The following is a 24,223-nucleotide window of genomic DNA, read 5'->3' as shown; positions in this document are numbered from 1 at the left end:
TCTGATTTCGCCGCGCATTATGGCGTAGCCATTGCTGCACGTTGCGTGAGCATTGTTAGCAGATTTTTCCCCCGGCGCCAGTTCCAGCTGGCTGGGCGCCATCACCGCAAGCCGATTGCGATGGGTATAATGCGCGGCTTTCATCCAGCGCCGCCGGGCGAAAAGCCCACAGGCGACCCCCGTATTCACAAATGTCAGGTGGTTTACATGGACAGCATCAACAGCCGTATCGCCGAGGAACTGGGCGTACGCCCCCAGCAGGTCGAGGCGGCCGTGGGCCTGTTGGACGAAGGCTCGACCGTGCCCTTCATCGCCCGTTACCGCAAGGAAGTGACCGGTAGCCTGGACGACACCCAGCTGCGCCATCTGGAAGAGCGCCTGCGCTACCTGCGCGAACTCGACGACCGTCGCGCCAGCATCCTGGCCAGCATCGAGGAACAGGGCAAGCTGACCCCGGAACTGGCCCGCGAAATCAAGCTGGCCGACACCAAGACCCGCCTCGAAGACCTGTACCTGCCGTACAAGCAGAAGCGCCGCACCAAGGGCCAGATCGCCCTGGAAGCCGGCCTGGGCGACCTGGCCGACGGCCTGTTCAACGACCCCAACCTGGCCCCGGAAAGCGAAGCCGCACGCTTCGTAAACGCCGAAAAGGGCGTAGCCGACGTCAAGGCCGCGCTGGAAGGTGCCAAATACATCCTCATGGAGCGCTTCGCCGAAGACGCCGCCCTGCTCGACAAGCTGCGCAGCTTCCTTAAGCAGGAAGCCGTGCTCAGTGCCCGTGTGGTGGCCGGCAAGGAAGAAGAAGGCGCCAAGTTCCGCGACTACTTTGCGCACGACGAACTGCTGCGCAACGCCCCGTCGCACCGTGCCCTGGCGATCTTCCGTGGGCGCAACGAAGGCGTGCTGAGCGCTTCGCTGAAAGTGGGCGAAGAACTGCCTGGCACCCTGCACCCGTGCGAAGTGATGATCGGCAACCACGTCGGCGTTGAAAACCGCAGCCGCCCGGCCGACAAATGGCTGGGCGAGGTGGTGCGCTGGACCTGGAAGGTCAAGCTGTACACCCACCTGGAAACCGACCTGTTCGGCGAACTGCGCGACAACGCCGAAGGCGAGGCGATCAACGTGTTCGCCCACAACCTGCACGACCTGCTGCTGGCCGCCCCGGCCGGCCCGCGCGCCACCCTGGGCTTCGACCCGGGCCTGCGCACCGGTTGCAAGATCGCCGTGGTCGATGCCACCGGCAAGCTGCTGGACTACACCACGGTGTACCCGCACGCGCCAAAGAATGACTGGGACCGCACCATTTCCATCATGGCCGCACTGTGCGCCAAGCACTCGGTGGAACTGATCGCCATCGGCAACGGCACCGCCAGCCGCGAGAGCGACAAGCTGGTGGCCGAACTGGTCAAAAAATACCCAGCGCTGAAAATTACCAAGATCATGGTCTCCGAGGCCGGTGCGTCGGTGTACTCGGCATCGGAACTGGCCGCCCGCGAGTTCCCGGACCTGGACGTGTCGATCCGTGGTGCCGTGTCGATTGCCCGCCGCCTGCAGGACCCGCTGGCCGAGCTGGTGAAGATCGACCCGAAATCCATAGGCGTCGGCCAGTACCAGCACGACGTTTCCCAGCTGAAACTGGCGCGTGGCCTGGACGCCGTGGTCGAGGACTGCGTGAACGCCGTGGGCGTGGACGTCAACACCGCCTCGGTGGCACTGCTGACCCGTATCTCCGGCCTCAACGCCACACTGGCACAGAACATCGTCGCCCACCGCGATGCCAACGGCCCGTTTGCCACCCGTGCAGCGCTGAAAAAAGTCAGCCGCCTGGGTGAAAAAACCTTCGAACAAGCCGCCGGCTTCCTGCGTGTGATGAACGGCGACAACCCGCTGGACGCCTCCGCAGTGCACCCGGAGGCCTATCCGCTGGTGCAGCGCATCGCCGCCGACACCGACCGCGATATCCGCTCGCTGATCGGCGACAGCAGCTTCCTCAAGCGCCTGGACCCCAAGAAGTTCACCGACGAGTCCTTCGGCCTGCCGACCGTCACCGACATCCTGCAAGAGCTGGACAAGCCTGGCCGCGACCCACGCCCAGAGTTCAAGACCGCCACCTTCCAGGACGGCGTCGAAGACCTCAAGGACCTGGAGCCCGGCATGATCCTGGAGGGCGTGGTGACCAACGTCACCAACTTCGGTGCCTTCGTCGACATCGGCGTGCACCAGGACGGCCTGGTGCACATCTCGGCGCTGTCGGAGAAGTTCATCAAAGACCCGCGTGAAGCGGTGAAGGCCGGCGACGTGGTCAAGGTCAAGGTCATGGAAGTGGACATCCCGCGCAAGCGCGTCGGCCTGTCCATGCGCATGGGCGACACCCCAGGCGAAAAGGTCGAAGGCAACCGCGGTGGCAACCGTGGCAATGGCGGCAACCGCCAGCAGCCGGCCCAACGCCCGCGTGAAACCGCCACTGCCGCACCGGCCAACAATGCCATGGCCTCGCTGTTCGCCAACGCCAAGCAGTTGAAGAAGAAGTGATGGACGTACCCCGCGAATACGTCGAAAGCGCCTTCAGCCAGCTGCTGGGCTGCCGCCTGCAACGCCTGGACACGGGTGTTGCCGAGGTGGCCCTGGCCCTCGAGCCGCACTTGCGCAACCGTGGCCAGAAGCTGCACGGCGGGGCGATCTTCAGCCTTGTGGACATCGCCATGGGCCTGGCCTGCTCGGCCAGCCATGGCTTTGACCAGCAAAGTGTCACCATCGAGTGCAAGATCAACTACATGCGCGCCGTCAGCGACGGCGAAGTGCTGTGCACCGCCCGTGTGCTGCACGCCGGGCGGCGTACCCTGGTGGTCGACGCCGACGTAGTCCAGGGCGACAAGCTGGTGGCTAAAGCGCAAGGAACCTTCGCGGTTCTCTAGCTCACCAAGCAGTATCTGCGGTATTTTCAGCAGTGCGCTGGCACTGCTGGAACCGCGTAAACCAGGCGACAACGCCAGTTCCTTTCTTCCTACCCTTGTAGACCGTTATCTCTACCCCCATATTGGGGCGACTGACGCGTGAAGGAATACATCTTGAGCGAACTCCTCAACCGCCGCCTGAGCCTGCTCGGCGCCAATCTTCCCCTGCTCAAGCAGTGCCTGCACGGTATTGAGCGCGAATGCCTGCGCGTGACCGACGAAGGTCGCCTGGCCCAGACCCCGCACCCGGAAGCTCTGGGGTCGGCGCTGACCAACGAGCAGATCACCACTGATTATTCCGAGTCGCTGCTGGAGTTCATCACCCCAGCACTGCCCGACCCGGCCAAAGTGCTCGAAAGCCTCGAACAGACCCACCGTTTCGTCTACAGCAAGCTGGGCGACGAATACCTGTGGAGCCCGTCGATGCCGTGCACGCTGCCGGCCGAGGAGGACATCCCGATCGCCGAGTACGGCAGCTCGAACATCGGCAAGCTCAAGCACGTCTACCGCAAGGGCCTGGCCCTGCGCTACGGCCGCACCATGCAGTGCATCGCCGGTATCCATTACAACTTCTCGCTGCCCGAAGCCCTGTGGCCTCTGCTGCGCGAAGCCGAAGGCAGCACGCAAGACAACCGCGACTACCAGTCGTCAGCCTACATCGCCCTGATCCGCAACTTCCGCCGCTACAGCTGGCTGCTGATGTACCTGTTCGGCGCCTCGCCAGCGCTGGACAAAGGCTTCCTGCGTGGCCGCCCGCACCAGCTCGAAGAGCTGGACGCCGAAACCCTGTTCCTGCCCTACGCCACCAGCCTGCGCATGAGCGACCTGGGCTACCAGAGCAACGCCCAGGCCGGCCTCACGCCTTGCTACAACAACCTGGCCAGCTACACCGACAGCCTGCGCAAGGCCGTGGGCACGCCCTACCCGCCTTATGTCGAGGTCGGTACGCACGTGGACGGCGAGTGGGTGCAGCTGAACACCAACATTCTGCAGATCGAGAACGAGTACTACTCGAACATCCGCCCCAAGCGCGTCACCTACACCGGCGAGCGGCCGATCCAGGCCCTGACCTCGCGGGGCGTGCAGTATGTGGAAGTACGTTGCCTGGACATCAACCCGTTCCTGCCGGTAGGTATCGACCTGACCGAGGCGCGCTTCCTCGACGCGTTCCTGCTGTTCTGCGCCCTGGAAGACAGCCCGCAGCTGGACAACGGCGAATGCCGCCAGTGCACCGACAACTTCCTGACCGTGGTGAAGGAAGGCCGTCGCCCGGGCCTGGAGCTGCATCGTGATGGCCAGCCGATCACCCTGAAGGATTGGGCCAGCGAGCTGATTGAGCGTATCCGGCCACTGGCCGACCTGCTCGACCAGGCGCAAGGCGGCGATGCCCACGGCAAAGCCCTGGATGCCCAGCAGGCCAAGGTGGATGATGCCGCGCTGACCCCGTCAGCCCAGGTGCTGGCACGCATGACCGAGCACGACGAAACCTTCATCCAGTTCTCCCTGCGCCAAAGCCGTGTCCACGCCGAGACATTCCGCGAACAGCCACTGAGCAACGAACAGCAACAGGCGTTCGAAACACTGGCCCGCGAATCGCTCACCAAGCAGTCCGAGCTGGAGCAGGAAGAGGTCGGTGACTTCGACCTGTTCGTCGGCGCCTATCAGGCCAGCATCCTGGCGATCAGCAACTGATGAGCCGCGCCGTCGCCTCGCGCAAGCCGCGCGCCAGCAGCCAGGCCAGGATCGAGGCGATCCTGGCGGCTGCGCGTGAGCTGCTGGCCGAACAAGGGGTGGCGGCACTTTCCATCTACAGCGTGGCCGAGCGGGCGCAGATTCCACCGTCGTCGGTGTATCACTTCTTCGCCAGCGTGCCGGCCCTGCTGGAAGCGCTGACGGCCGATGTACACCGGGCGTTTCGTGAAGCCCTGAGCGCACCGTTCGACAGCAGCGCGTTCAGCACCTGGCACCAGCTGTCACGGCTGATCGAGCAGCGCATGCTGGATATCTATAACGAAGATGCTGCGGCGCGGCAGCTGATTCTGGCCCAGCACGGCCTGAGCGAAGTGGTGCAGGCCGACCGGCAGCACGACATGGAACTGGGCGACTTGATGCACAAGTTGTTCGACCAGCATTTTCACCTGCCGGTGATGCCGCTGGATGTGGATGTGTTCGCCCTGGCCATGGAACTGAGCGACCGGGTATATGCGCGGTCGGTGCAGTTGCACGAGGCGATCACCCCGCGCATGGCCGAAGAAGGCAAGCGGGTGTTCGAGGCGTATCTGGGGTTATACCTGCCGCCGTTTCTGGCCAAGCGTTCCAGCTGAAGTTATTGGGGCCGCGTTGCGGCCCATTCGCGGCACAAGGCCGCTCCTACAGGAGATCGCATTCCCGTGTCGGAGCGGCCTTGTGTCGCGACAGGGCTGCAAAGCAGCCCCATGGGCCACGTTCATCACAGCTTGGCGATAGACACTTCAGTCGATTTCACAAAGGCAATCACTTCGCTGCCAACCTGCAGCTCCAGCTCTTTTACCGAGCGGGTGGTGATGACCGAAGTGACGATACCCGAGGCAGTCTGCACGTCGATTTCCGACAGTACCGGGCCTTCGAGGATTTCTTTCACGGTGCCTTTGAACTGGTTGCGGACGTTGATGGCTTTGATGGTCATGATGTCATTCCTTCTCTATGGCTTCAGTCAGGTAAGTGAGTGGTTCAGTGCGCCCAACGCAGTTGCGTGGGCAGCGGGGCTACAGGGTCCGGCTCGGGCGCAGTGCCCGGGGCCGACAGAACACGGTTGAGCACTTCGCTTTCCAGCGCGGCCAGGCGGTGCGAACCACGTGCCCTGGGCCGTGCCAGGTCGACCGTAAGGTCAAGCCCGACTTCGCCGTCCTCGATCAGGATCACCCGGTCAGCCACGGCAACTGCCTCGCTGACATCGTGGGTGACCAGCAGCACAGTGAAGCCGTGCTGACGCCACAGGCGTTCGATCAGTTGCTGCATTTCGATACGGGTCAATGCATCCAGCGCACCCAGCGGCTCATCCAGCAGCAGCAGGCGTGGCTGGTGAATCAAGGCGCGGGCCAAGGCCACACGCTGCTTCTGGCCACCGGAGAGGGCTGCCGGCCATTCATTGGCGCGGTCGGCCAGGCCAACCGCATCCAGCGCTTCCAGCGCACGTGGGCGCCAATCACCCGACAGGCCCAGGCCAACGTTGTCGATCACCTTCTTCCACGGCAGCAGGCGCGCGTCCTGGAACATCAGGCGGGTTTCTTCACGGGCCTCTTCCAGCGGCGCAGCACCGGCCAGCAACTGCCCGCCAGTGGGCTGGTCGAGCCCGGCCAGCAGCCGCAGCAGGGTGCTTTTGCCGCAGCCGCTGCGGCCAACGATGGCAACGAACTGGCCGGCCGGAATGTGCAGGTCGATGCCCTTCAACACTTCGCGCTGGCCAAAGGTCTTGCGCAGGCCATTGGAGGCCAGCGGGATGCCACGCAGCAGGCGTGGCGGCTGTTCCTTGAGCACAGTCATGCACCCTCCTTCTTGGCCACTTGATAGGCCGGGTGCCAGCGCAGCCAAACACGTTCCAGGCCACGGGCAGCGAGGTCGGCGAGTTTGCCAAGCACGGCATACAGGACGATGGCCAGTACCACCACGTCGGTCTGCAGGAACTCACGGGCGTTCATCGCCAGGTAACCGATGCCGGCATTCGCCGAAATGGTTTCGGCCACGATCAGGGTCAGCCACATGAAGCCCAGTGCGAAGCGCACCCCCACCAGGATCGATGGCAGCGCGCCCGGCAGGATCACTTGGCGGAACAGGCTGAAGCCGGACAAGCCGTAGCTGCGCGCCATCTCTACCAGCGCCGGGTCAACGTTGCGAATACCGTGATAGGTGTTCAGGTAGATCGGGAACAGCGTGCCCAGCGCGACCAGAAAGATCTTTGCCGACTCGTCGATACCGAACCACAGGATCACCAGCGGGATCAGCGCCAGGTGCGGCACGTTGCGGATCATCTGCACCGAGCTGTCGAGCAGGCGTTCGCCCCAGTTCGACAGGCCGGTGATGAAGCCCAGTACCAGGCCGATGCTGCCGCCGATGGCGAAGCCCAGGCCGGCACGCCAGCCACTGATGGCCAGGTGGGTCCAGATGTCGCCGCTGCGCACCAGCTCGACACCGGCGCTGACTACTGCGCTAGGTGCCGGCAGGATGCGCGTCGACAGCCAGCCAGCGCTGACCGCCAGTTGCCAGACTGCCAGCAGCAGCACCGGCAGCGCCCACGGCGCCAGGCGCTGGGTCAGGGTGGAGGAAGTTGCACGACTCATGGCCCGGCCCTCAGCTCTGCGACACGGATTTGGGCAGGATGTCGTTGGCCACCATCTCGCCGAACGGGCTCACGTAGCCACCGGTTTTCGGTTGCTCCGGGCGCTGAACATCAAGGTGCGGGAACAGCAGCTCGGCAACGCGGTAAGACTCTTCGAGGTGTGGATAACCCGAGAAGATGAAGGTATCGATCCCCAGGTCGGCATATTCCTTCACCCGCGCGGCGACAGTCGGGCCGTCGCCTACCAGCGCGGTACCGGCGCCGCCACGTACCAGGCCAACGCCTGCCCACAGGTTGGGGCTGACTTCCAGGTTGTCGCGGTTGCCGCCGTGCAGGGCAGCCATGCGCTGCTGGCCCACCGAGTCGAAGCGCGCCAGCGAGGCCTGGGCACGGGCGATGGTGTCATCGTCCAGGTGCGAGATCAGGCGGTCGGCGGCGGCCCAGGCTTCTTCGTTGGTTTCCCGCACAATCACGTGCAGGCGGATACCGAAGCGTACTTCACGGCCTTGAGCGGCCGCTTTTTCGCGCACCTGGGCGATTTTCTCGGCAACGGCTGACGGCGGCTCGCCCCAGGTCAGGTACAACTCGACCTGCTCGGCGGCCAGGTCCTGAGCGGCCTCGGAGGAACCGCCGAAATACAGCGGCGGGCGTGGTTGCTGAATCGGCGGGTAGAGCAGCTTGGCGCCCTTCACCTGGATGTGCTTGCCGTCGTAGTCGACGTTTTCGCCTTCCAGCACCTTGCGCCAGATACGGGTGAACTCGACCGACGCTTCGTAGCGTTCCTGGTGGTTCAGGTGCAGGCCATCACCGGCCAGTTCATCCGGGTCGCCACCGGTTACCAGGTTGAACAAGGCACGGCCATTGGACAGGCGGTCCAGGGTCGCAGCCTGGCGTGCTGCCACGGTCGGCGAAATGATGCCCGGGCGCAGGGCAACCAGGAATTTCAGGTGCTGGGTCACAGGGATCAGCGACGCGGCCACCAGCCAGGAATCCTCGCAGGAACGGCCGGTCGGGATCAGTACCCCACCAAAGCCCAGACGGTCGGCGGCCTGCGCGATCTGCTGCAGGTAACCGTGGTCGACCGCACGCGCGCCGTCGGAAGTGCCCAGGTACTTGCCGTCACCGTGGGTCGGGAGGAACCAGAAAATATTAAGGCTCATTGGAGTTGTCTCCTCAAGGGTGGCTCAGCCAGGGCGGCGCCCCGGCACGGGCGAATCAATCAAGGCGCGCTAGCGACCTTGGCCGGGGGTGTCCAGATCACGTCCTTGATGCTCAGCGGCTTGGGTATCAGCTTGAGCGCCTGGAAGGTGTCGGCGATTTTCTGTTGTGCGGCCACTACCTCGGGAGTCAGCGGTGCTGCACCGTAGCCTTGGCGCTTGACCGAGGTCAGGGTGATGTCGGCAGGCAGGCCGAGCAGCGGTGCCACCTGGTCGGTCACTTCCTGCGGGTTGGCCTGCGACCATTCCCCCACGGCGCGCACTTCCTCGATGAGGGTGTTGATCACCGCCGGGTGCTGGGTCGCGTAGTTGCGGGTGGCCAGGTAGAACTGGTGGTTGTCGACCAGGCCCTTGCCGTCACGCAGGGTACGGGCCTGCAATTGTTTTTCCGCAGCGGCCTGGTACGGGTCCCAGATCACCCAGGCATCGACGCTGCCACGCTCGAAAGCGGCGCGGGCATCGGCAGGGGGCAGGTAAACCGGCTGGATATCGCTGTACTTCAGGCCGGCGTCTTCCAGGGCGCGGACCAGCAGGTAGTGGACGTTGGAGCCTTTGTTGAGGGCGACTTTCTTGCCTTTGAGTTCCTTGACCGACTGGATCGACGACCCCTTCGGCACCAGGATCGCTTCGCTGTGCGGCGCTGGCGGCTCGTAGGCCACGTAGAGCAGATCGGCGCCGGCGGCCTGGGCAAATACGGGCGGGGTTTCGCCGGTAACACCAAAGTCGATGGAGCCGACGTTCAGCCCTTCAAGCAGCTGCGGGCCGCCGGGGAATTCGGTCCACTGCACCTGCACGCCCTGCTCGGCCAAGCGCTTTTCCAGCGTGCCCTTGGCCTTGAGCAGCACCAGGGTGCCGTATTTCTGGTAACCGATACGCAGGCTTTCGGCCTGGGCTTGGGTAATGGCGCCGAAGGACACAGCCGCCGCAAACAGGGCGACCAGACCGCGACGCAAGAAGACTGTGCGCATGGCGCTCTCCTGTGCGAATGAGGTTCGGGTTGCACCTGCTTGCCTCGTTATCGGGCGAGTAAGGTGGTGAAGCGGGTTGTGCCGGTCAGATGCTCCAGCGGGCGCTGATCAGGCGTTCGTTCAGTACGCCGGGGGCCACGGGGCGTGGCCGACGGGCCAGGGCAACGTGGAAGGTTTCCAGCGAGTCCAGCAGGCGTTCTTCCAGTGCCGGCACCAACTGCGCGGGCTTCGTGCCGTCTGCATAAGCCACCTGGCTGTCGTCGGCGAAGATCCCTTGCAGGGTCTCTTGTGCCTTGAGTGCCGACAGCACGGGTTTCAATGCGTAATCCACCGCCAGCATGTGGGCGATGCTGCCGCCGGTGGCGATCGGCAACACGATCTTGTGGGCCAGGGCGCGTTCGGGCAGCAGGTCCAGCAAAGTCTTCAGTGCACCGGCAAACGAAGCCTTGTACACCGGGGTTGAAACGATCAGGCCATCGGCCTGGGCTACCAGTTGCTGGAAGTGCTGCACATGCGGGCTGTCGAAACGGGCATGCAGCAGGTCTTCGGCGGGGAAGTCACGTACCTGGAACGTCACCACTTCAACGCCACGGCCCTGCAGCCACTGGCGCGAACGCTCAAGCAGCACGCCGGAGCGTGAACGAAGACTTGGGCTACCACCGATTGAGACGACCAGCATTGCTGCGCTTCCTTGTGTTCTGTTGGAGGTGACATTAACAGCTGCTATATATATCTAGAAATCATATTTTTTCATTTGGTTATTCCATTATTGTCTTTATTCGCGAGGGCCTATTCGCGGGCGCGCCCGCTCCCACCGGATTATGTGGAAAGCCGGGTCTGCACTGTTTCTGTGGGAGCGGGCGTGCCCGCGAAGAGGCCCACACATTCTGCGCAGGCATAAAAAAGGGCCGTCGAAACGGCCCGAAAATCCCTGCTTGGCTAAGAGCAATGCAACGAGGAATCCTTTAACGATTTGGCTGTGGGGTCAGGCGCAGATAGGGTTTGACCGCCCGGTAACCTTTGGGGAAGCGCTGCTTGATTTCTTCCTCATCTTTGAGCGAAGGCACGATTACCACCTCGTCGCCGTCCTGCCAGTTACCTGGCGTGGCGACCTTGTGGTTGTCGGTGAGCTGCAGCGAGTCGATCACCCGCAAAATTTCATTGAAGTTGCGCCCGGTACTGGCCGGATAGGTGATGGTCAGGCGCACCTTCTTGTTCGAGTCGATGACGAACAGAGAGCGCACGGTCAGGGTGTCGCTGGCGTTCGGATGGATCAGGTCGTACAGGTCGGACACCTTGCGGTCGGCGTCGGCAATGATCGGGAAGTTGACCACGGTGTTCTGGGTTTCGTTGATGTCATCGATCCACTTGTGGTGCGAGTCGACCGGGTCTACCGACAGGGCGATGGCCTTGACCCCACGCTTGGCAAAGTCGTCCTTGAGTTTGGCGGTCAGGCCCAGCTCGGTGGTGCACACCGGGGTGAAGTCGGCCGGATGGGAGAACAACACCCCCCAGCTGTTGCCGAGCCACTCGTGGAAGCGGATTTTGCCTTCGCTGGAATCCTGTTCGAAATCGGGGGCGATATCGCCGAGTTTGAGGCTCATGGGCTGCGGCTCCTTGGCTGGGTTCTGTACCGTATGGGTTCAATGTGCCTGCATTCGGTTAAAAATAAAAAGAATAAATAACGATTTATTTATAACAAAAATTCATACGAAAATGCAGGTACAAAAAAGCCTCGCACTAGGCGAGGCTTTCTTTGTGGCTACGACTTACAGGAAGCTGTAAGTGTAGTTCACGATGAAACGAGTTTGGTCCTGGTCGTTAGCAGAGCCCGACCCTGTGCCGCGATATACGCCCTGACGAAGGCTGAAGCCCAAGCCTTTGAGCGTACCTTCTTGTAGAACATAATCAACTCGCGCGTCACGTTCCCATTCAGTGAAGGTGCCGTTGCCGTTAGTGCTGCGGCCATCCTCGCCACGCAGGTAGGCTACCGAGGCTTTCAGACCCGGCACACCCAGACTGGCGAAATCGTAGGAATACTGACCAAAGGTAGTATTTTCGCCAGCCTTGGCGAACTGGTTGATCATGCTATCGGTGAACAGATAGAAGCTCGAGCCGCCGGCGCCTTCATTGGCCAAGCTGCCCTGGTTCAACCACACAAAGCCGCCATCATCACTGACTTGCTGATGCCCCAGCATCAGAGCATGACTACCAAGGGTGTAGGTGAACATGGCGGACCAGGTCTTGTTGTCGACCTCGCCAGCGTTCTTAGCGTAGCCGCCGTTGTTTTTGAACTCGTAACCGGCTTCACCATTGCGCCCGTCTTTGCTGCTATCGAAATAGCGCAGGTCGGTTTTGAACGACTGATCGTCAGCAATCTTGAATACGTGGGTAGCGCCCAGGAAGTGCTGTTTGTAGAAGTCTTCCAGGTTCGAGTAGTAGTACTGCAGGGTCAGGTCAGGGGTTAGCTTGTAATCCAGACCCGCGTAGCGGAACTTGTTGCTCTCCTGAGTAGCACCTTGAACCGACAAACCGGTACGGTTGCTCGAAGCACGGCCCATGGCGTGGGTCAGCTGACCGGCGTTGATGGTTAGGTTGTCGATTTCCTTCGACTGGATCGTGCCACCCTCGAAGGTCTGCGGCAGGAGACGGCCATCGTTGGAGACCAGAATCGGCAGGTTCGGCGCCAGGGCGCTACCGTAGTGCACTTCTGTTTTGGAGAAACGAGCCTTGGCGTTGGCACCCAGACGCGCCCACTGTTTCTCAGCAGAACCGTCGGAATCGCTAGGGAAGAAGCTGCTGCCGTTCGGGTGATAACCCTTACCACCATCGAGATGAATACCCCAGAGTGCTTGGGCATCAACGCCGAAACCTACGGTGCCTTGGGTAAATCCGGAAATGTAGTCAAGCTTGAAGCCTTGACCCGACTCACGGTTGTCCGGGCGAGGCTTACTGCCCGAAGCTTCACGGTTGTCGTTGTTGAAGTACATGGTGCGCGAGCTAAGCGACAGTTTGCTGTCTTCAACGAAACCGGCAGCGCCTGCTTGTTGGGCGAAAACCCCCAGTGCCACGGCCAGGGCCAGGCTGGACTTGTACATGTTTTGCTCCTCTACGTTCTAATTTTTGTGTATCTCTGGCGGAGGGATCTGCTGCCCCTTCTCACCGTGGATTGGCGATTTAGTCCCAAAGCGTGACCACTAAGTCAATCGTTTCTAAACGTTTCGCGACTTTGGTCTAAGACGCCAGCTGCGCTACAGGATAATGACAATCCTATAAATCCAAAATGACCGTTTTATGAATTGGTAAGATTTTTACGGAATATGGTTGGAACCTTTACAGCCAAACGTTGTAGCAACCCCGCGAATAATAACCATTGGTTATTTGCAAACGTTTGCTCATAACCTAATACCGTATCGTTCTATAGGGACGAAAAAGCCTAGCAGCCCGCTCTGATTTCCCCACGCGGCGGCCTTTCACGGTCAATGTGGGAGCGCACTCCCCCTGGGCTTAAGGCATTTGGCTCCTAAGCTAATGCAAAAAAGTTATTTATTTTTAAATTCTTAGATCATTTAGCCTTCTCGCCATCCATCGCCCTGATTGCCTGACGAGAGGTTCACCATGATCCCGCACGCTCCGCTGCGCCTGTTCGCCGCCCTGACCCTCGCCAGCACCAGCTGGGTTGCCCAGGCCGCCGACCTGACCGTGGCCTACCAGACCACCGTCGACCCGGCCAAAGTGGCTCAGGTCGATGGCGACTATGAAAAAGCCAGCAAGGCCAGCATCGACTGGCGCAAGTTCGATAACGGCGCCGACGTGATCACTGCGGTGGCCAGCGGCGACGTGCAAATCGGCTACCTGGGTTCCAGCCCGCTGGCTGCTGCCGCCACCCGCAAGCTGCCGGTCGAGACCTTCCTCATCGCCACCCAGATTGGCGCTGGTGAAGCGCTGGTCGCCCGCGACAGCATCAAGACTCCGCAAGACCTGATCGGCAAGAAGGTCGCCGTGCCGTTCGTCTCCACCGGCCACTACAGCCTGCTGGCCGCCCTGAAAAGCTGGAATATCGACCCGTCCAAGGTACAGATCCTTAACCTGGCGCCACCGGCCATCATTGCCGCCTGGAAGCGCGGCGACATTGATGCCACCTACGTCTGGGACCCAGCCTTGGGCGTGGCCAAGGAAAACGGCAAGGTGCTGATCACCTCGGGCGAACTGGCCCAGAAAGGCGCACCCACTTTCGATGCCTGGATTGTGCGCAAAGACTTCGCCGACAAGCACCCTGAGGTGGTCAAAGCCTTTGCCAAAGTCACCCTCGACGCCTACGCCGACTACCGCAAGGACCCGAAAGCCTGGCTAGCCGACAAGGGCAACGTAGACAAGCTGGTGAAGCTGTCCGGCGCCAAGGCCAGCGACATCCCGGTGCTGCTGGAGGGCAACGTGTACCCACTGGCCGCAGACCAGGCCAACGCCCTGGGCGCGCCGACCACCCAGGCACTGACCGACACGGCCAACTTCCTCAAGCAGCAAGGCAAGGTCGACGCCGTACTGCCGGACTACTCGCCGTACGTCAGCGCCAAGTTCCTTCCAAACTGATCCGGAGCCCGTCATGGCCTTGCTCGAGCTGGAGCGCATCAGCGCACAGTACCCTGGCGCCAGCACCCCGGTGCTGGCCGACATCAACCTGAGCCTGGGGCCTCGCCAGCTGCTGGTGGCCTTGGGGCCTTCCGGCAGCGGCAAGACTTCGCTGCTCAACCTGATCGCCGGCTTCGTCGCCCCCAGCGGCGGGCGCATCACCCTCGACGGCGTACCGGTGCAGGGCCCTGGTGCCGAGCGCGGTGTGGTGTTCCAGGACGATGCCCTGCTGCCATGGCAGAACGTGCTGGGCAATGTCGCCTTCGGCCTCGAACTGGCCGGCGTGCCCCGCGCCCAGCGTGAGGCCAAGGCCCGCGAAATGCTCGCCCTCGTCGACCTCGATGGCTTTGGCGAACGGCGCATCTGGCAGTTGTCCGGTGGCCAGAAGCAGCGCGTAGGCCTGGCCCGCGCGCTGGCGGCCGACCCACGGGTATTGCTGATGGATGAACCGTTCGGTGCCCTCGACGCGTTTACCCGCGAGCAGATGCAGGAACTGCTGCTGCAGGTGTGGCAGCGCACCGCCAAGCCGGTGTTCCTGATTACCCACGACATCGAAGAAGCGGTGTTCCTTGCCAGCGAACTGGTACTGCTGGCGCCCAACCCGGGGCGCGTAGTGGAGCGCCTGCAACTGGACTTCGGCCAGCGCTATGCCGCTGGCGAATCGGCCCGGGCCATCAAGTCCGATCCCGCCTTCATCGAAACCCGCGAGCATGTGCTGGCGCGGGTGTTCTCCCAACGCCAAAGCCTGCAGGAGCGCGCATGAGCAGCCTGGACCTGCCGGTCGCCGGCAAGCACAACGCCCAAACCCGGCCAGCCGCCAAGCAGCGCCCGCCGTTGTCCACCCGCTGGATCAGTGCTCTGACCATGGTCAGCCTGCTGCTGGTCTGGTGGCTGGTGACGGCCGCCGGCTGGATCGAACCCCTGTTCCTGCCTTCGCCCGGTGACATCCTGGCCAGGGCCTGGACCCTGCTGACCCAAGGTTACATGGACGCCAGCCTGTGGCAGCACCTGGGCGCGAGCCTGGGCCGCATCGGCCTGGCGCTGGTGGCCGCGACCCTGACCGCGATCCCGGTCGGCATCGCCATCGGCTACAACCGCGTGGCCCGCGGCATCCTCGACCCGCTGATCGAGTTCTACCGGCCCATCCCGCCGCTGGCCTACCTGCCGTTGATCGTCATCTGGTGCGGTATCGGCGAGCTGTCGAAGGTGCTGCTGATCTACCTGGCGATCTTCGCCCCGATCGCCATTGCCACAGCCACCGGTGTGCGCACGGTCGACCCGGCCAAGCTGCGGGCGGCACAGTCGCTGGGCGCGACCAAGACGCAGCTGATACGCCATGTGATCCTGCCCAGTGCGCTGCCCGACATCCTCACCGGCATCCGCATCGGCCTGGGGGTGGGCTGGTCGACACTGGTCGCCGCCGAGCTGATTGCCGCCACCAGCGGCCTGGGCTTCATGGTCCAGTCGGCGGCGCAGTTCCTGGTCACTGATGTGGTGGTGCTGGGTATTTTGCTGATCGCCCTGATCGCCTTCGCCCTGGAAATGAGCCTGCGTGCCCTGCAACGCAAACTGGTGCCCTGGCACGGGCAGAGCCACTGATTGCCGACTGACCAAGCCGGCAACCCGGCGCCTAGAACGAGAAAAGACATGAGCCTGACCGTTACCCCTCTCAGCCCGGCCCTCGGTGCCCAGATCAGCGGCGTGGACATCAGCCGCGATATCACTGCAGAAGAACGCGACGCCATCGAACAGGCGCTGCTCAAGCATCAGGTGCTGTTCTTCCGCGACCAGCCGATCAACCCCGAGCAGCAGGCGCGCTTTGCCGCCCGCTTCGGCGACCTGCACATTCACCCGATCTACCCCAACGTGCCGGAAACCCCGCAGGTGCTGGTGCTCGACACGGCAGTCACCGATGTACGCGACAACGCCGTGTGGCACACCGACGTGACCTTTTTGCCGACCCCGGCACTGGGCGCGGTGCTCAGCGCCAAGCAGTTGCCGGCCTACGGTGGCGATACCCTGTGGGCCAGCGGTATCGCGGCCTTCGAAGCCTTGTCGGCGCCGCTGCGCGAGCTGCTCGACGGGCTGACCGCCACCCACGACTTTACCAAGTCGTTCCCGCTGGAGCGTTTTGGCACCACGCCGGAAGACCTGGCGCGCTGGGAGGCCACGCGGCGCAACAACCCGCCGCTGTCGCACCCGGTGGTGCGCACGCATCCGGTGAGCGGGCGCAAGGCGTTGTTCGTCAATGAAGGGTTTACTACGCGCATCAATGAGCTGAGCGAGCTGGAAAGCGATGCGCTGCTGAGGCTGCTGTTCGCCCATGCGACGCGACCGGAGTTCAGCATTCGCTGGCGTTGGCAGGAGAATGACGTGGCGTTCTGGGACAACCGCGTGACCCAGCATTTTGCGGTGGATGATTACCGGCCGAACCGGCGGGTGATGCACCGGGCGACCATCCTGGGGGATGCACCTTTCTGACAGTTTTTGCGAGGCCCTTGGCCTCCATTCGCAGCACAAGGCTGCTCCTACAGGGGATCGCGTACCCTTGTAGGAGCAGCCTTGTGCTGCGAATGGGCCGCAAAGCGGCCCCGGCGATCTAACGGACCAGATGCAGGTACTGCATGTGCCGCTCGTACTGGTCGAGGATGTCGTTGATGATCTGCTCCTTGCTGTAGCCCACCAGGTCATAGTTCTGGCTGCCTTCGCTCAGGTGCACCTCCGCCCGGTAATAGCGGCGGTTCTTCAACTCCTGCGTACCCAGCCCACCCAGGGCGAACGATGGCGTGAAGTAGCCACGCATCTGCACCTGGTAAATGAACGGCTGTTCCTCGCCATGGCCAATCTTCAGGCTGACGTTGTCGTGGCTCGGGTCGTCCTGGGTAATTATTACCAGGCCCTTCTGCTCGAACACTTCACGCACGTCGGCAATCGCCGGACGCACCACATCGTCCATGAAGCGGTACACCTCATCACGCGACGGGAAGTGCACCGCCTGGCTCAGGCGCTGGCGCCAACCGCCACGGCCGCGACGTGACTGGGCGAACGGGGCCAGCGAGTGCATCTGCGCGATCTGCCGTTGCGACTCCAGGTAAAACGCCTTGTGCAGCCCCCACATCATGCACAGCAGAATCAGCGAGAACGGCAACGAGGTCAGCACCACCGCCGACTTCAGCGAGTCGATGCTGCCCGCGAACAGCAGTGCACTGGTGATCAGCGCCGTCATCGCGCCCCAGAAGATGCGCAGCCAGTTCGGCCCGTCCTCGTCCGCGTCGCCACCCTTGGCCGACAGAGTCGACAGCACCACAGTGCCCGAATCGGCCGAGGTCACGAAGAACACGAAGCTGATGAACACCGTGGTGGCGATCACCGCCTTGCTCCATGGGTAGGTCTCCAGCAGCAGGTACAGGCTCATCGACGGGTTATCCAGTGCCGACTGGCCCAGCGCGGTCATGCCGTGGTTGATCACCTGGTCCAGGGCGCTGTTGCCGAAAATCGACATCCACGCCAGGGTGAAGCCCAGGGGGATCAGCAGCACGCCAAAGACGAATTCGCGGATGGTGCGGCCACGGGAAATACGGGCGATGAACAGGCCCACGAACGGCGCCCAGGCAATCCACCAGGCCCAGTAGAACACTGTCCAGCCGCCCAGCCAGTCGCGGTTATCACCGTAGGCATACACATCAAAACTCTTGCGTGGCAGAGCGCCCAGGTAATCACCCAGGTTCTGGATCAGCGTGTTGAACAAGTGTTGGGTAGGCCCGGCAAACAGCACGAACAACAGCAACGCGCAGGCCAGGAACAGGTTGATGTCGCTCATCACCCGCACGCCCTTCTCCACCCCGGCAACGGCAACGGCCACTGCCGCGCCCATCATCAGGGTGATGAGGATCACCTGTACCCACTGGCTGTGGCTGATACCGAACAGGTAGTCCAGGCCGGCGTTCAGGTGCAGTACGCCAAAGCCCATGTCGGCACCCAGGCCGAACACCGTGGCAATGATACCGAAGCCATCCACTGCGTAGCCGATAGGGCCGTTGATGCGCTTGCCGATCAGAGGGTACAGCGCCGAACGCAACGCCAGCGGCAGGTTGTGGCGGTAGGCGAAGTAGGCCAGCGCCATGCCGACAAAGGCGAATACGCCCCAGCCATGCAGGCCCCAGTGCAGGAACAGGATCTGCATCGCCTGGCGCCCGGCCTCGGCCGTGCCCGCTTCGCCCTGGGGCGGTTGCAGCATGTGCGTCAGCGGTTCGGAAACGCAGAAGAAGAACAGGGTAATGCTGATACCGGCGGCGAACAGCATGCCGGCCCACGAGAGGTAACTGAACTCGGGTTCGTCGTGGTCGGCACCGAGCTTGATCTTGCCGTAGCCGGACAAGGCGGTGACCACCACGAAGACCAGATACAGCGTCATGGCCAACATGTAGTACCAGCCGACCGTGTTGGCCGCCCAGTTCTGCGCCGCCAGCAGCCAGTCGCCTGCGGCTTGCGGGTTGGAGATGACTACCAGGCCAAAGATGAGGATGAAACTTGCCGCAAAGTAGAACACCGGGGGGTTCATGCGGATTTTGCCGTTGGCGGCGGAAGGGTTCGGTGCACTCATCGGGCGTGCACCTCGTCGAATGACGTGAGGTTCGGAATGAACGGGTTCAGCAAAGGAATCCTCCTGTTGAACACCGGCAGCGGACCAGCGTTTTTACATTGAACAAGCGTTCAAGTTAAACATGGATCGGATTTCAATGCGAATTGGGGCGCTGATTGGCGTCCTCCTGCACTGGCCTTCGCGGGCTTGCCCGCTCCCACAGGTACTCCACAAGAACGATTCTTTGTGGGTTACTTGTGGGAGCGGGCAAGCCCGCGAAGAGGCCAGTGCAGCCAATATCAATGCCAGATCAGTTCTTGTCCTGGCAATCCAGCTGCAGGTTGGCCTGGGTGATGTTGCTTTCAGCAGGCACACTGCGGGTCAGCCACACGTTACCGCCAATGGTCGAACCCTTGCCGATGGTAATACGCCCCAGCACCGTGGCCCCGGCATAGATCACCACATCGTCCTCGACAATGGGATGGCGCGGCAGGCCTTTGTGCAGGGTGCCGGACTCATCGCTGGGGAAGCGTTTGGCGCCCAGGGTCACCGCCTGGTAGATGCGCACGCGCTCACCGATGATCGCGGTTTCGCCGATGACCACGCCGGTGCCGTGGTCGATGAAGAAGCTCGGGCCGATCTGCGCGCCGGGGTGGATGTCGATACCGGTGGCCGAATGCGCCAGCTCCGAGCTGATCCGCGCCAGCAGTGGCAGGCCGGCCTTGTACAGGTGATGCGCCAGGCGGTGATGGATGATCGCCAGGATGCCCGGGTAGCACAGCAGCACTTCATCGACGCTGCGCGCGGCGGGGTCGCCGTGATAGGCGGCCAGCACGTCGGTGTCGAGCAGCACCCGCAGTTCCGGCAGCGCAGCAGCAAAGCCCTGGATCAGCTTCAACGCATGGCCATCGACGCTGGCCAGTTCAGCCTTGCTTTGCCGGGCGGCGTAGCGCAACTCCAGGCGCGCCTGGGTCAGCAAGGCGGTCAGCGCGGCATCCAGGGTATGGCCAACGTAGAAGTCTTCGCTCTCTTCGCGCAGGTCCACAGGCCCAAGGCGCATGGGGAACAACGCGCCGCACAGTTGCTCCAGGATCTGCCGCATTGCTTCGCGCGACGGCAACTCGCGCCCGCCCTGCTCGCCAATGCTCCGGCCATTGCGGGTGCGCCATTGCTCACGGGCGCCGCGCAGGCCGCTAACGATGTTGTGCAACTGCCAGTGCGCGGATGAAGGTTGTTCGCTCACGGTTTTCTCCTGCCGTATAGGCCATCTGGTTTTTCGCCAGGCCCGGCCCTTTCGCGGGCACGCCCGCTCCCACAGGTACAGCACCGCTATTGAGCCCTGTGCTGTACCTGTGGGAGCGGGCGTGCCCGCGAAAGGGCCGGGCCTGCCTACATGCGATCCACTCTACGGCAAATCCGCCCCTTGGAAAAAACAACGCTTTATTCCATCCTGCGCTAAGTCAGGCATAAGCCGCGATGACGTAGCGAGCATCCTCGCCTACCCTCAAAGCAGCCAGCACCTGACACAAATCAAAAAGGGAATAACAAAATAATTTTTTATTATTTCCTGGCCTAAGCAGCCAACCCTATAGTCGCCACCTCACTACTTACACAACAAGCGCGGGGCTCTGACATGTCGAAATTCGCCAAACCGCTACTCAACGCCAGCCTGGCCATCCTGCTGGGTGCCGGCCTGCTCGGCCAGGCGTTCGCCGGCGAGCAGTTGAAGACCATCCAGGAAAAAGGCGTGATCAACGTCGGCCTCGAAGGCACCTACCCACCGTTCAGCTTCCAGGACGAGAACGGCAAGCTGGCCGGCTTCGAGGTGGAGCTTTCGGAACTGCTGGCCAAGGAGCTGGGGGTCAAGGCCAAGATCCAGCCGACCAAGTGGGACGGCATCCTCGCCGCGCTGGAGTCCAAGCGCCTGGACGTGGTGGTCAATCAGGTGACCATCTCCGAGGAGCGCAAGAAGAAATACGATTTCTCCGAGCCCTACACCGTTTCCGGTATCCAGGCACTGATCCTGAAGAAGAAAGCCGAGCAGTTGAACATCAAGTCGGCGCAAGACCTGGCTGGCAAGAAAGTCGGCGTGGGCCTGGGCACCAACTACGAGCAGTGGGTCAAGCAAGACGTCCCGAAAGCCGAAGTGCGCACCTATGAAGACGACCCGAGCAAGTTCGCCGACCTGCGCAACGGCCGTATCGACGCCATCCTGATCGACCGCCTGGCCGCGCTGGAATACGCGCAAAAAGCCAAAGACACCGAACTGGCCGGCGATGCCTTCTCGCGCCTGGAAAGCGGCGTGGCCCTGCGCAAGGGCGAGCCTGAACTGCTGGCAGCCATAAACAAGGCCATCGACAAGCTCAAGGCTGACGGCACGCTGGCCAAGCTGTCCGAGAAATACTTCGGTGCCGATGTCACCAAATGATTGCTGAAAGCCTGCAACTCGTTGTCGACTCCGCGCCCTTCCTGCTGAAGGGCGCGGGTTATACAGTGCTGCTCAGTGTCGGCGGCATGTTCTTCGGCCTGCTGCTGGGCTTTGCCCTGGCGCTGATGCGGCTGTCGAAGATCTTGCCACTGAACTGGCTGGCGCGGATCTACGTGTCGTTCTTCCGCGGCACGCCGCTGCTGGTGCAGCTGTTCGTGATCTATTTTGGCATGCCGCAGATCGGCATCGAACTCGACCCCATCCCGGCTTCGCTGATCGGCCTGTCGCTGAACATGGCGGCCTACATCTGCGAAATCCTGCGCGCTGCAATTTCCTCGATCGACCGTGGTCAGTGGGAAGCCGCCGCCAGTATCGGCATGACCCGCGTCCAGGCCATGCGCCGGGCGATCCTGCCGCAGGCCTTGCGTACCGCCCTGCCCCCGCTGGGCAACAGCTTCATTTCGCTGGTCAAGGACACTGCCCTGGCGGCGACCATCCAGGTGCCCGAGCTGTTCCGCCAGGCGCAGCTGATTACCGCACGCACCTTCGAAGTGTTCACCATGTACGTGGCGGTCGCGGTCATCTACTGGGTGCTGTGCAGCATCCTCGCGCACTTCCAGAACCGCATGGAAGCGCGGGTCAACCAGCATGACCAGGAGCAATGAGCATGATTGAAGTCAAAGGCCTGACCAAGCGCTTCAAGGGCCAGACCGTGCTCAACGGCATCGACCTGACCGTGCAGCCCGGCGAAGTGGTGGCCATCATCGGCCCAAGCGGCTCGGGCAAGACCACCTTCCTGCGCTGCCTGAACCTGCTGGAAACCCCCGACGCCGGGCAGATCAAGATAGGCGCCATCAGCATTGATGCCAACCGCCCGCTGGGTGGCCAGCAGAGTGCGATACGCCGCTTGCGCCAGCAGGCCGGGTTCGTGTTCCAGAACTTCAACCTGTTCCCCCACCGCACCGCCCTGGAGAACGTGATCGAAGGGCCGGTGATCGTCAAGAAGACGCCCCGCGAGCAGGCCATCGAGCTGGGGCGGCGCCTGATGGCCAAGGTCGGCCTGGCGGGCAAGGAAGACGCCTACCCACGGCGCCTGTCCGGGGGCCAGCAGCAACGCGTGGCCATCGCCCGCGCCCTGGCCATGGAGCCGGAGGTGATCCTGTTCGATGAACCCACCTCGGCACTGGACCCGGAGCTGGTGGGTGAAGTGCTGGCGACCATTCGCGGCCTGGCCGAAGAGAAACGCACCATGATCATCGTCACCCACGAGATGAGCTTTGCCCGCGACGTGGCGAACCGGGTGATCTTCTTCGACAAGGGCGTGATCGTGGAACAGGGTGAGGCCAAGGCACTGTTTGCGGCGCCGAAGGAAGAGCGTACCCGCCAGTTCCTGCGCAAGTTCCTCGGCACCGCTGCCTCCGAATAATCACGCACAGATGCAGATCCCTGTAGGAGCGGCCTTGTGCCGCGAAAGGGCTGCGCAGCGGCCCCCAGGTTTCAGCATCAGCGCTGAGATTGCCGGGGCTGCTGCGCAGCCCTTTCGCGGCACAAGGCCGCTCCTACACCGATCGCGCCTGCCTGAAACAGCCACTCTCCCCCTTCCATCTATACATATTCCAAAGAGTTAGTTCATAAACTTTTTATAAAGCATTAGGGTATATAAACCGGACCACCGGACCAGCACACTTTTGTCGCGACCAGCTGTAGCGACACAACTTTTTTGTGAGGTCAGGAATGGTCAGGATCACAATCACCCCAGTGCGTATCGCCAGGGCATTGAGTGCAGCCAAGGAGCGGTACTGATGTCCAGCCAGCCAAATACCCAATTCCATAGCGATCTCGACAGCTCGCCCCTGCTGCTGCCGGCCAAGGTACTGCGCAACGACGCCGAAGCCTTGCAAGCGGCCCGCGAACTGGCCGAGGTTGCCCGCGAGCAAGCCGCCCGCCGCGACCAGCAACGCAAACTGCCGTGGGCGGAGATCGAGCTGTTTACCCGCAGCGGCCTGGGCAGCATCAGCGTACCCAAGGCCCACGGCGGCCCCGACGTGTCGTTCGAAACCGTAGCCGAAGTGTTTCGCCTGATCAGCGCCGCCGACCCGGCCTTGGGGCAGATCCCGCAGAACCAGTTCGGCATGCTGCAACTGATTCGCCTGACGGCCACCGAGGCGCAACAGGCGCTGATCTTCCGCAGCGTGCTCGACGGTTGGCGCATCGGCAATGCCGGCCCCGAACGCGGCACCAAGGACACGCTCACCCTCAAGGCCCGGATCACCCGCGCGGGCGATAGCTATCGCATCAGCGGCGAAAAGTTCTATTCCACCGGTGCGTTGTTCGCGCACTGGGTAGCAGTGAAGGCACTGGATGACGAAGGCCGCCAGCGCCTGGCGTTCGTGCGCCGTGGCACTCCGGGGCTGCGCATCGTCGATGACTGGTCCGGATTCGGCCAGCGCACCACCGCCAGCGGCACTGTGCTGCTGGACCAGGTACCGGTAGATGCGGAGCTGGTGATCGACAACTGGCGCCAGCGCGATATCCCCAACATCCAGGGCGCAGCCTCGCAGCTGATCCAGGCGGCGATCGACGCCGGCATTGCCGAAGCGGCAATCGATGATGCGATCACCTTCGTGCGTGAAAAGTCGCGCCCGTGGATTGAAGCCAACGTGGACCGCGCCAGCGACGACCCTTATGTGATCGCCGACATCGGCAGGCTGAAGCTTGAGCTGCACGCCGCCGAAGCGCTGCTGCGCAGGGCCGCGCGAGTACTCGACGAGGTCAATGCTGCGCCCATCGACGCAGCCAGCGCGGCCCGGGCCTCGATTGCCGTAGCCGAGGCCAAGGTGCTGACCACCGAAATTGCCCTGCAGGCCAGCGAGAAGCTGTTCGAGCTGGCCGGCAGCCGCGCCACCCTTGCCGAGTTCAACCTCGACCGCCACTGGCGCAATGCCCGGGTGCACACCCTGCACGACCCGGTGCGCTGGAAGTACCACGCGGTAGGCGCGTACCACCTTAACGGCACCCTGCCTGCGCGGCATTCCTGGATCTGATTTTTAGGCCCTTGGGGCTGCCCTGCAGCCCTTTCGCGGCACAAGGCCGCTCCTACAAAGCCGTGTGCGACCCCCTGTAGGAGCGG

General features: G+C 62.7%; 22 protein-coding genes. 12 read left to right on the top strand and 10 right to left on the bottom strand.

Features of this window, described 5'->3' with window-relative positions:
* Positions 1-207 precede the first annotated feature (207 nt).
* The 4 genes from E8E78_RS01290 (at position 208) to E8E78_RS01275 (ending at position 5,278) form a co-directional block, all read left to right on the top strand.
* The gene (locus E8E78_RS01290; RefSeq protein ID WP_059394995.1) at positions 208-2,532 is read left to right on the top strand and encodes a Tex family protein; all 2,325 of its coding nucleotides are present in this window, start codon (positions 208-210) and stop codon (positions 2,530-2,532) included.
* Positions 2,532-2,915 carry a PaaI family thioesterase gene (locus tag E8E78_RS01285; protein ID WP_012270050.1) on the top strand — a complete coding sequence of 128 codons (384 nt, stop codon included), beginning with the start codon at positions 2,532-2,534 and terminating at the stop codon, positions 2,913-2,915. The genes E8E78_RS01290 and E8E78_RS01285 overlap by 1 nt, the downstream gene beginning before the upstream one ends.
* Before the next feature lie 153 nt (positions 2,916-3,068).
* Positions 3,069-4,646, top strand: a complete 1,578-nt coding sequence (gshA, locus tag E8E78_RS01280; RefSeq protein WP_016497552.1) for a glutamate--cysteine ligase — start codon at positions 3,069-3,071, stop codon at positions 4,644-4,646.
* Positions 4,646-5,278, top strand: a complete 633-nt coding sequence (locus E8E78_RS01275) for a TetR/AcrR family transcriptional regulator (RefSeq protein ID WP_043200300.1) — start codon at positions 4,646-4,648, stop codon at positions 5,276-5,278. The genes gshA and E8E78_RS01275 overlap by 1 nt, the downstream gene beginning before the upstream one ends.
* Before the next feature lie 125 nt (positions 5,279-5,403).
* Here E8E78_RS01275 and E8E78_RS01270 read toward each other — a convergent pair whose 3' ends face one another.
* The 8 genes from E8E78_RS01270 to E8E78_RS01235 form a co-directional block, all read right to left on the bottom strand.
* Complete coding sequence (locus E8E78_RS01270; protein ID WP_008095172.1) at positions 5,404-5,619, bottom strand: molybdopterin-binding protein; 216 nt, start codon at positions 5,617-5,619, stop codon at positions 5,404-5,406.
* A 44-nt stretch (positions 5,620-5,663) separates the two neighbouring features.
* Positions 5,664-6,476: an aliphatic sulfonates ABC transporter ATP-binding protein gene (gene ssuB, locus E8E78_RS01265; protein ID WP_049277447.1), complete on the bottom strand. Its 813-nt coding sequence runs from the start codon at positions 6,474-6,476 to the stop codon at positions 5,664-5,666.
* Entirely contained in the window at positions 6,473-7,270 is a 798-nt protein-coding gene (gene ssuC / locus E8E78_RS01260; RefSeq protein ID WP_016497549.1) for an aliphatic sulfonate ABC transporter permease SsuC, read from the bottom strand. Before ssuC ends, ssuB begins: the two co-directional genes overlap by 4 nt.
* Positions 7,271-7,280: 10 nt before the next feature.
* Entirely contained in the window at positions 7,281-8,429 is a 1,149-nt protein-coding gene (ssuD, locus tag E8E78_RS01255) for an FMNH2-dependent alkanesulfonate monooxygenase (RefSeq protein ID WP_016484400.1), read from the bottom strand.
* A 59-nt stretch (positions 8,430-8,488) separates the two neighbouring features.
* Positions 8,489-9,454 (bottom strand): sulfonate ABC transporter substrate-binding protein, encoded by a 966-nt coding sequence (locus E8E78_RS01250; protein ID WP_049277445.1) that lies wholly within the window; start codon positions 9,452-9,454, stop codon positions 8,489-8,491.
* A gap of 85 nt (positions 9,455-9,539) precedes the next feature.
* On the bottom strand, positions 9,540-10,133 hold the full coding sequence (ssuE, locus tag E8E78_RS01245) for an NADPH-dependent FMN reductase (RefSeq protein WP_049277444.1): 594 nt from the start codon (positions 10,131-10,133) through the stop codon (positions 9,540-9,542).
* A gap of 286 nt (positions 10,134-10,419) precedes the next feature.
* Positions 10,420-11,058 carry a peroxiredoxin gene (locus E8E78_RS01240; RefSeq protein ID WP_059394997.1) on the bottom strand — a complete coding sequence of 213 codons (639 nt, stop codon included), beginning with the start codon at positions 11,056-11,058 and terminating at the stop codon, positions 10,420-10,422.
* A gap of 165 nt (positions 11,059-11,223) precedes the next feature.
* Positions 11,224-12,552 carry an OprD family porin gene (locus E8E78_RS01235; RefSeq protein WP_059394998.1) on the bottom strand — a complete coding sequence of 443 codons (1,329 nt, stop codon included), beginning with the start codon at positions 12,550-12,552 and terminating at the stop codon, positions 11,224-11,226.
* A 520-nt stretch (positions 12,553-13,072) separates the two neighbouring features.
* Here E8E78_RS01235 and tauA point away from each other — a divergent pair.
* Genes tauA through tauD form a run of 4 tightly spaced genes read left to right on the top strand, consistent with a single transcriptional unit; the run spans position 13,073 to position 16,564 of the window.
* Positions 13,073-14,044, top strand: a complete 972-nt coding sequence (tauA, locus tag E8E78_RS01230) for a taurine ABC transporter substrate-binding protein (protein ID WP_016497544.1) — start codon at positions 13,073-13,075, stop codon at positions 14,042-14,044.
* A gap of 13 nt (positions 14,045-14,057) precedes the next feature.
* Complete coding sequence (gene tauB / locus E8E78_RS01225; protein ID WP_016497543.1) at positions 14,058-14,846, top strand: taurine ABC transporter ATP-binding subunit; 789 nt, start codon at positions 14,058-14,060, stop codon at positions 14,844-14,846.
* Complete coding sequence (gene tauC, locus E8E78_RS01220) at positions 14,843-15,682, top strand: taurine ABC transporter permease TauC (RefSeq protein ID WP_280312417.1); 840 nt, start codon at positions 14,843-14,845, stop codon at positions 15,680-15,682. Before tauB ends, tauC begins: the two co-directional genes overlap by 4 nt.
* 48 nt (positions 15,683-15,730) lie before the next feature.
* On the top strand, positions 15,731-16,564 hold the full coding sequence (gene tauD / locus E8E78_RS01215; RefSeq protein WP_049276527.1) for a taurine dioxygenase: 834 nt from the start codon (positions 15,731-15,733) through the stop codon (positions 16,562-16,564).
* A gap of 118 nt (positions 16,565-16,682) precedes the next feature.
* Here the strand turns inward: tauD and betT are convergent, their stop codons facing one another.
* Together betT and epsC are read right to left on the bottom strand one after the other, a co-directional pair.
* Positions 16,683-18,686 carry a choline transporter BetT gene (gene betT, locus E8E78_RS01210; protein WP_016497540.1) on the bottom strand — a complete coding sequence of 668 codons (2,004 nt, stop codon included), beginning with the start codon at positions 18,684-18,686 and terminating at the stop codon, positions 16,683-16,685.
* A 289-nt stretch (positions 18,687-18,975) separates the two neighbouring features.
* Positions 18,976-19,908, bottom strand: coding sequence for a serine O-acetyltransferase EpsC (gene epsC, locus E8E78_RS01205; protein ID WP_016497539.1), 933 nt, complete (start codon positions 19,906-19,908; stop codon positions 18,976-18,978).
* Between the two features lie 390 nt (positions 19,909-20,298).
* Between epsC and tcyJ the strand changes: the two genes are divergently transcribed.
* The 4 genes from tcyJ (at position 20,299) to E8E78_RS01185 (ending at position 24,137) form a co-directional block, all read left to right on the top strand.
* Positions 20,299-21,093 (top strand): cystine ABC transporter substrate-binding protein, encoded by a 795-nt coding sequence (tcyJ, locus tag E8E78_RS01200; RefSeq protein ID WP_016497538.1) that lies wholly within the window; start codon positions 20,299-20,301, stop codon positions 21,091-21,093.
* Positions 21,090-21,758, top strand: a complete 669-nt coding sequence (gene tcyL, locus E8E78_RS01195) for a cystine ABC transporter permease (RefSeq protein WP_016497537.1) — start codon at positions 21,090-21,092, stop codon at positions 21,756-21,758. The genes tcyJ and tcyL overlap by 4 nt, the downstream gene beginning before the upstream one ends.
* 2 nt (positions 21,759-21,760) lie before the next feature.
* Positions 21,761-22,519, top strand: a complete 759-nt coding sequence (gene tcyN / locus E8E78_RS01190) for an L-cystine ABC transporter ATP-binding protein TcyN (RefSeq protein WP_016497536.1) — start codon at positions 21,761-21,763, stop codon at positions 22,517-22,519.
* Positions 22,520-22,895: 376 nt separating this feature from the next.
* Positions 22,896-24,137: an SfnB family sulfur acquisition oxidoreductase gene (locus E8E78_RS01185; RefSeq protein WP_016497535.1), complete on the top strand. Its 1,242-nt coding sequence runs from the start codon at positions 22,896-22,898 to the stop codon at positions 24,135-24,137.
* Positions 24,138-24,223: the final 86 nt, after the last annotated feature.

The organism is Pseudomonas sp. BN505 (genome assembly GCF_029873175.1).
GTDB classification, from domain to species: domain Bacteria; phylum Pseudomonadota; class Gammaproteobacteria; order Pseudomonadales; family Pseudomonadaceae; genus Aquipseudomonas; species Aquipseudomonas putida.
This window is presented reverse-complemented; position numbering and strand designations above follow the sequence as displayed.

Coding starts and splice junctions, on each gene's coding strand:
- E8E78_RS01290 (WP_059394995.1), top strand. CDS start 208: ATGGACAGCATCAACAGCCGTATCGCCGAGGAACTGGGCGTACGCCCC.
- tauA (WP_016497544.1), top strand. CDS start 13,073: ATGATCCCGCACGCTCCGCTGCGCCTGTTCGCCGCCCTGACCCTCGCC.
- E8E78_RS01285 (WP_012270050.1), top strand. CDS start 2,532: ATGGACGTACCCCGCGAATACGTCGAAAGCGCCTTCAGCCAGCTGCTG.
- E8E78_RS01185 (WP_016497535.1), top strand. CDS start 22,896: ATGTCCAGCCAGCCAAATACCCAATTCCATAGCGATCTCGACAGCTCG.
- E8E78_RS01240 (WP_059394997.1), bottom strand. CDS start 11,058: ATGAGCCTCAAACTCGGCGATATCGCCCCCGATTTCGAACAGGATTCC.
- E8E78_RS01235 (WP_059394998.1), bottom strand. CDS start 12,552: ATGTACAAGTCCAGCCTGGCCCTGGCCGTGGCACTGGGGGTTTTCGCC.
- tauC (WP_280312417.1), top strand. CDS start 14,843: ATGAGCAGCCTGGACCTGCCGGTCGCCGGCAAGCACAACGCCCAAACC.
- betT (WP_016497540.1), bottom strand. CDS start 18,686: ATGAGTGCACCGAACCCTTCCGCCGCCAACGGCAAAATCCGCATGAAC.
- E8E78_RS01275 (WP_043200300.1), top strand. CDS start 4,646: ATGAGCCGCGCCGTCGCCTCGCGCAAGCCGCGCGCCAGCAGCCAGGCC.
- tcyN (WP_016497536.1), top strand. CDS start 21,761: ATGATTGAAGTCAAAGGCCTGACCAAGCGCTTCAAGGGCCAGACCGTG.
- E8E78_RS01270 (WP_008095172.1), bottom strand. CDS start 5,619: ATGACCATCAAAGCCATCAACGTCCGCAACCAGTTCAAAGGCACCGTG.
- E8E78_RS01250 (WP_049277445.1), bottom strand. CDS start 9,454: ATGCGCACAGTCTTCTTGCGTCGCGGTCTGGTCGCCCTGTTTGCGGCG.
- ssuB (WP_049277447.1), bottom strand. CDS start 6,476: ATGACTGTGCTCAAGGAACAGCCGCCACGCCTGCTGCGTGGCATCCCG.
- tauD (WP_049276527.1), top strand. CDS start 15,731: ATGAGCCTGACCGTTACCCCTCTCAGCCCGGCCCTCGGTGCCCAGATC.
- tcyL (WP_016497537.1), top strand. CDS start 21,090: ATGATTGCTGAAAGCCTGCAACTCGTTGTCGACTCCGCGCCCTTCCTG.
- tcyJ (WP_016497538.1), top strand. CDS start 20,299: ATGTCGAAATTCGCCAAACCGCTACTCAACGCCAGCCTGGCCATCCTG.
- ssuE (WP_049277444.1), bottom strand. CDS start 10,133: ATGCTGGTCGTCTCAATCGGTGGTAGCCCAAGTCTTCGTTCACGCTCC.
- tauB (WP_016497543.1), top strand. CDS start 14,058: ATGGCCTTGCTCGAGCTGGAGCGCATCAGCGCACAGTACCCTGGCGCC.
- ssuD (WP_016484400.1), bottom strand. CDS start 8,429: ATGAGCCTTAATATTTTCTGGTTCCTCCCGACCCACGGTGACGGCAAG.
- ssuC (WP_016497549.1), bottom strand. CDS start 7,270: ATGAGTCGTGCAACTTCCTCCACCCTGACCCAGCGCCTGGCGCCGTGG.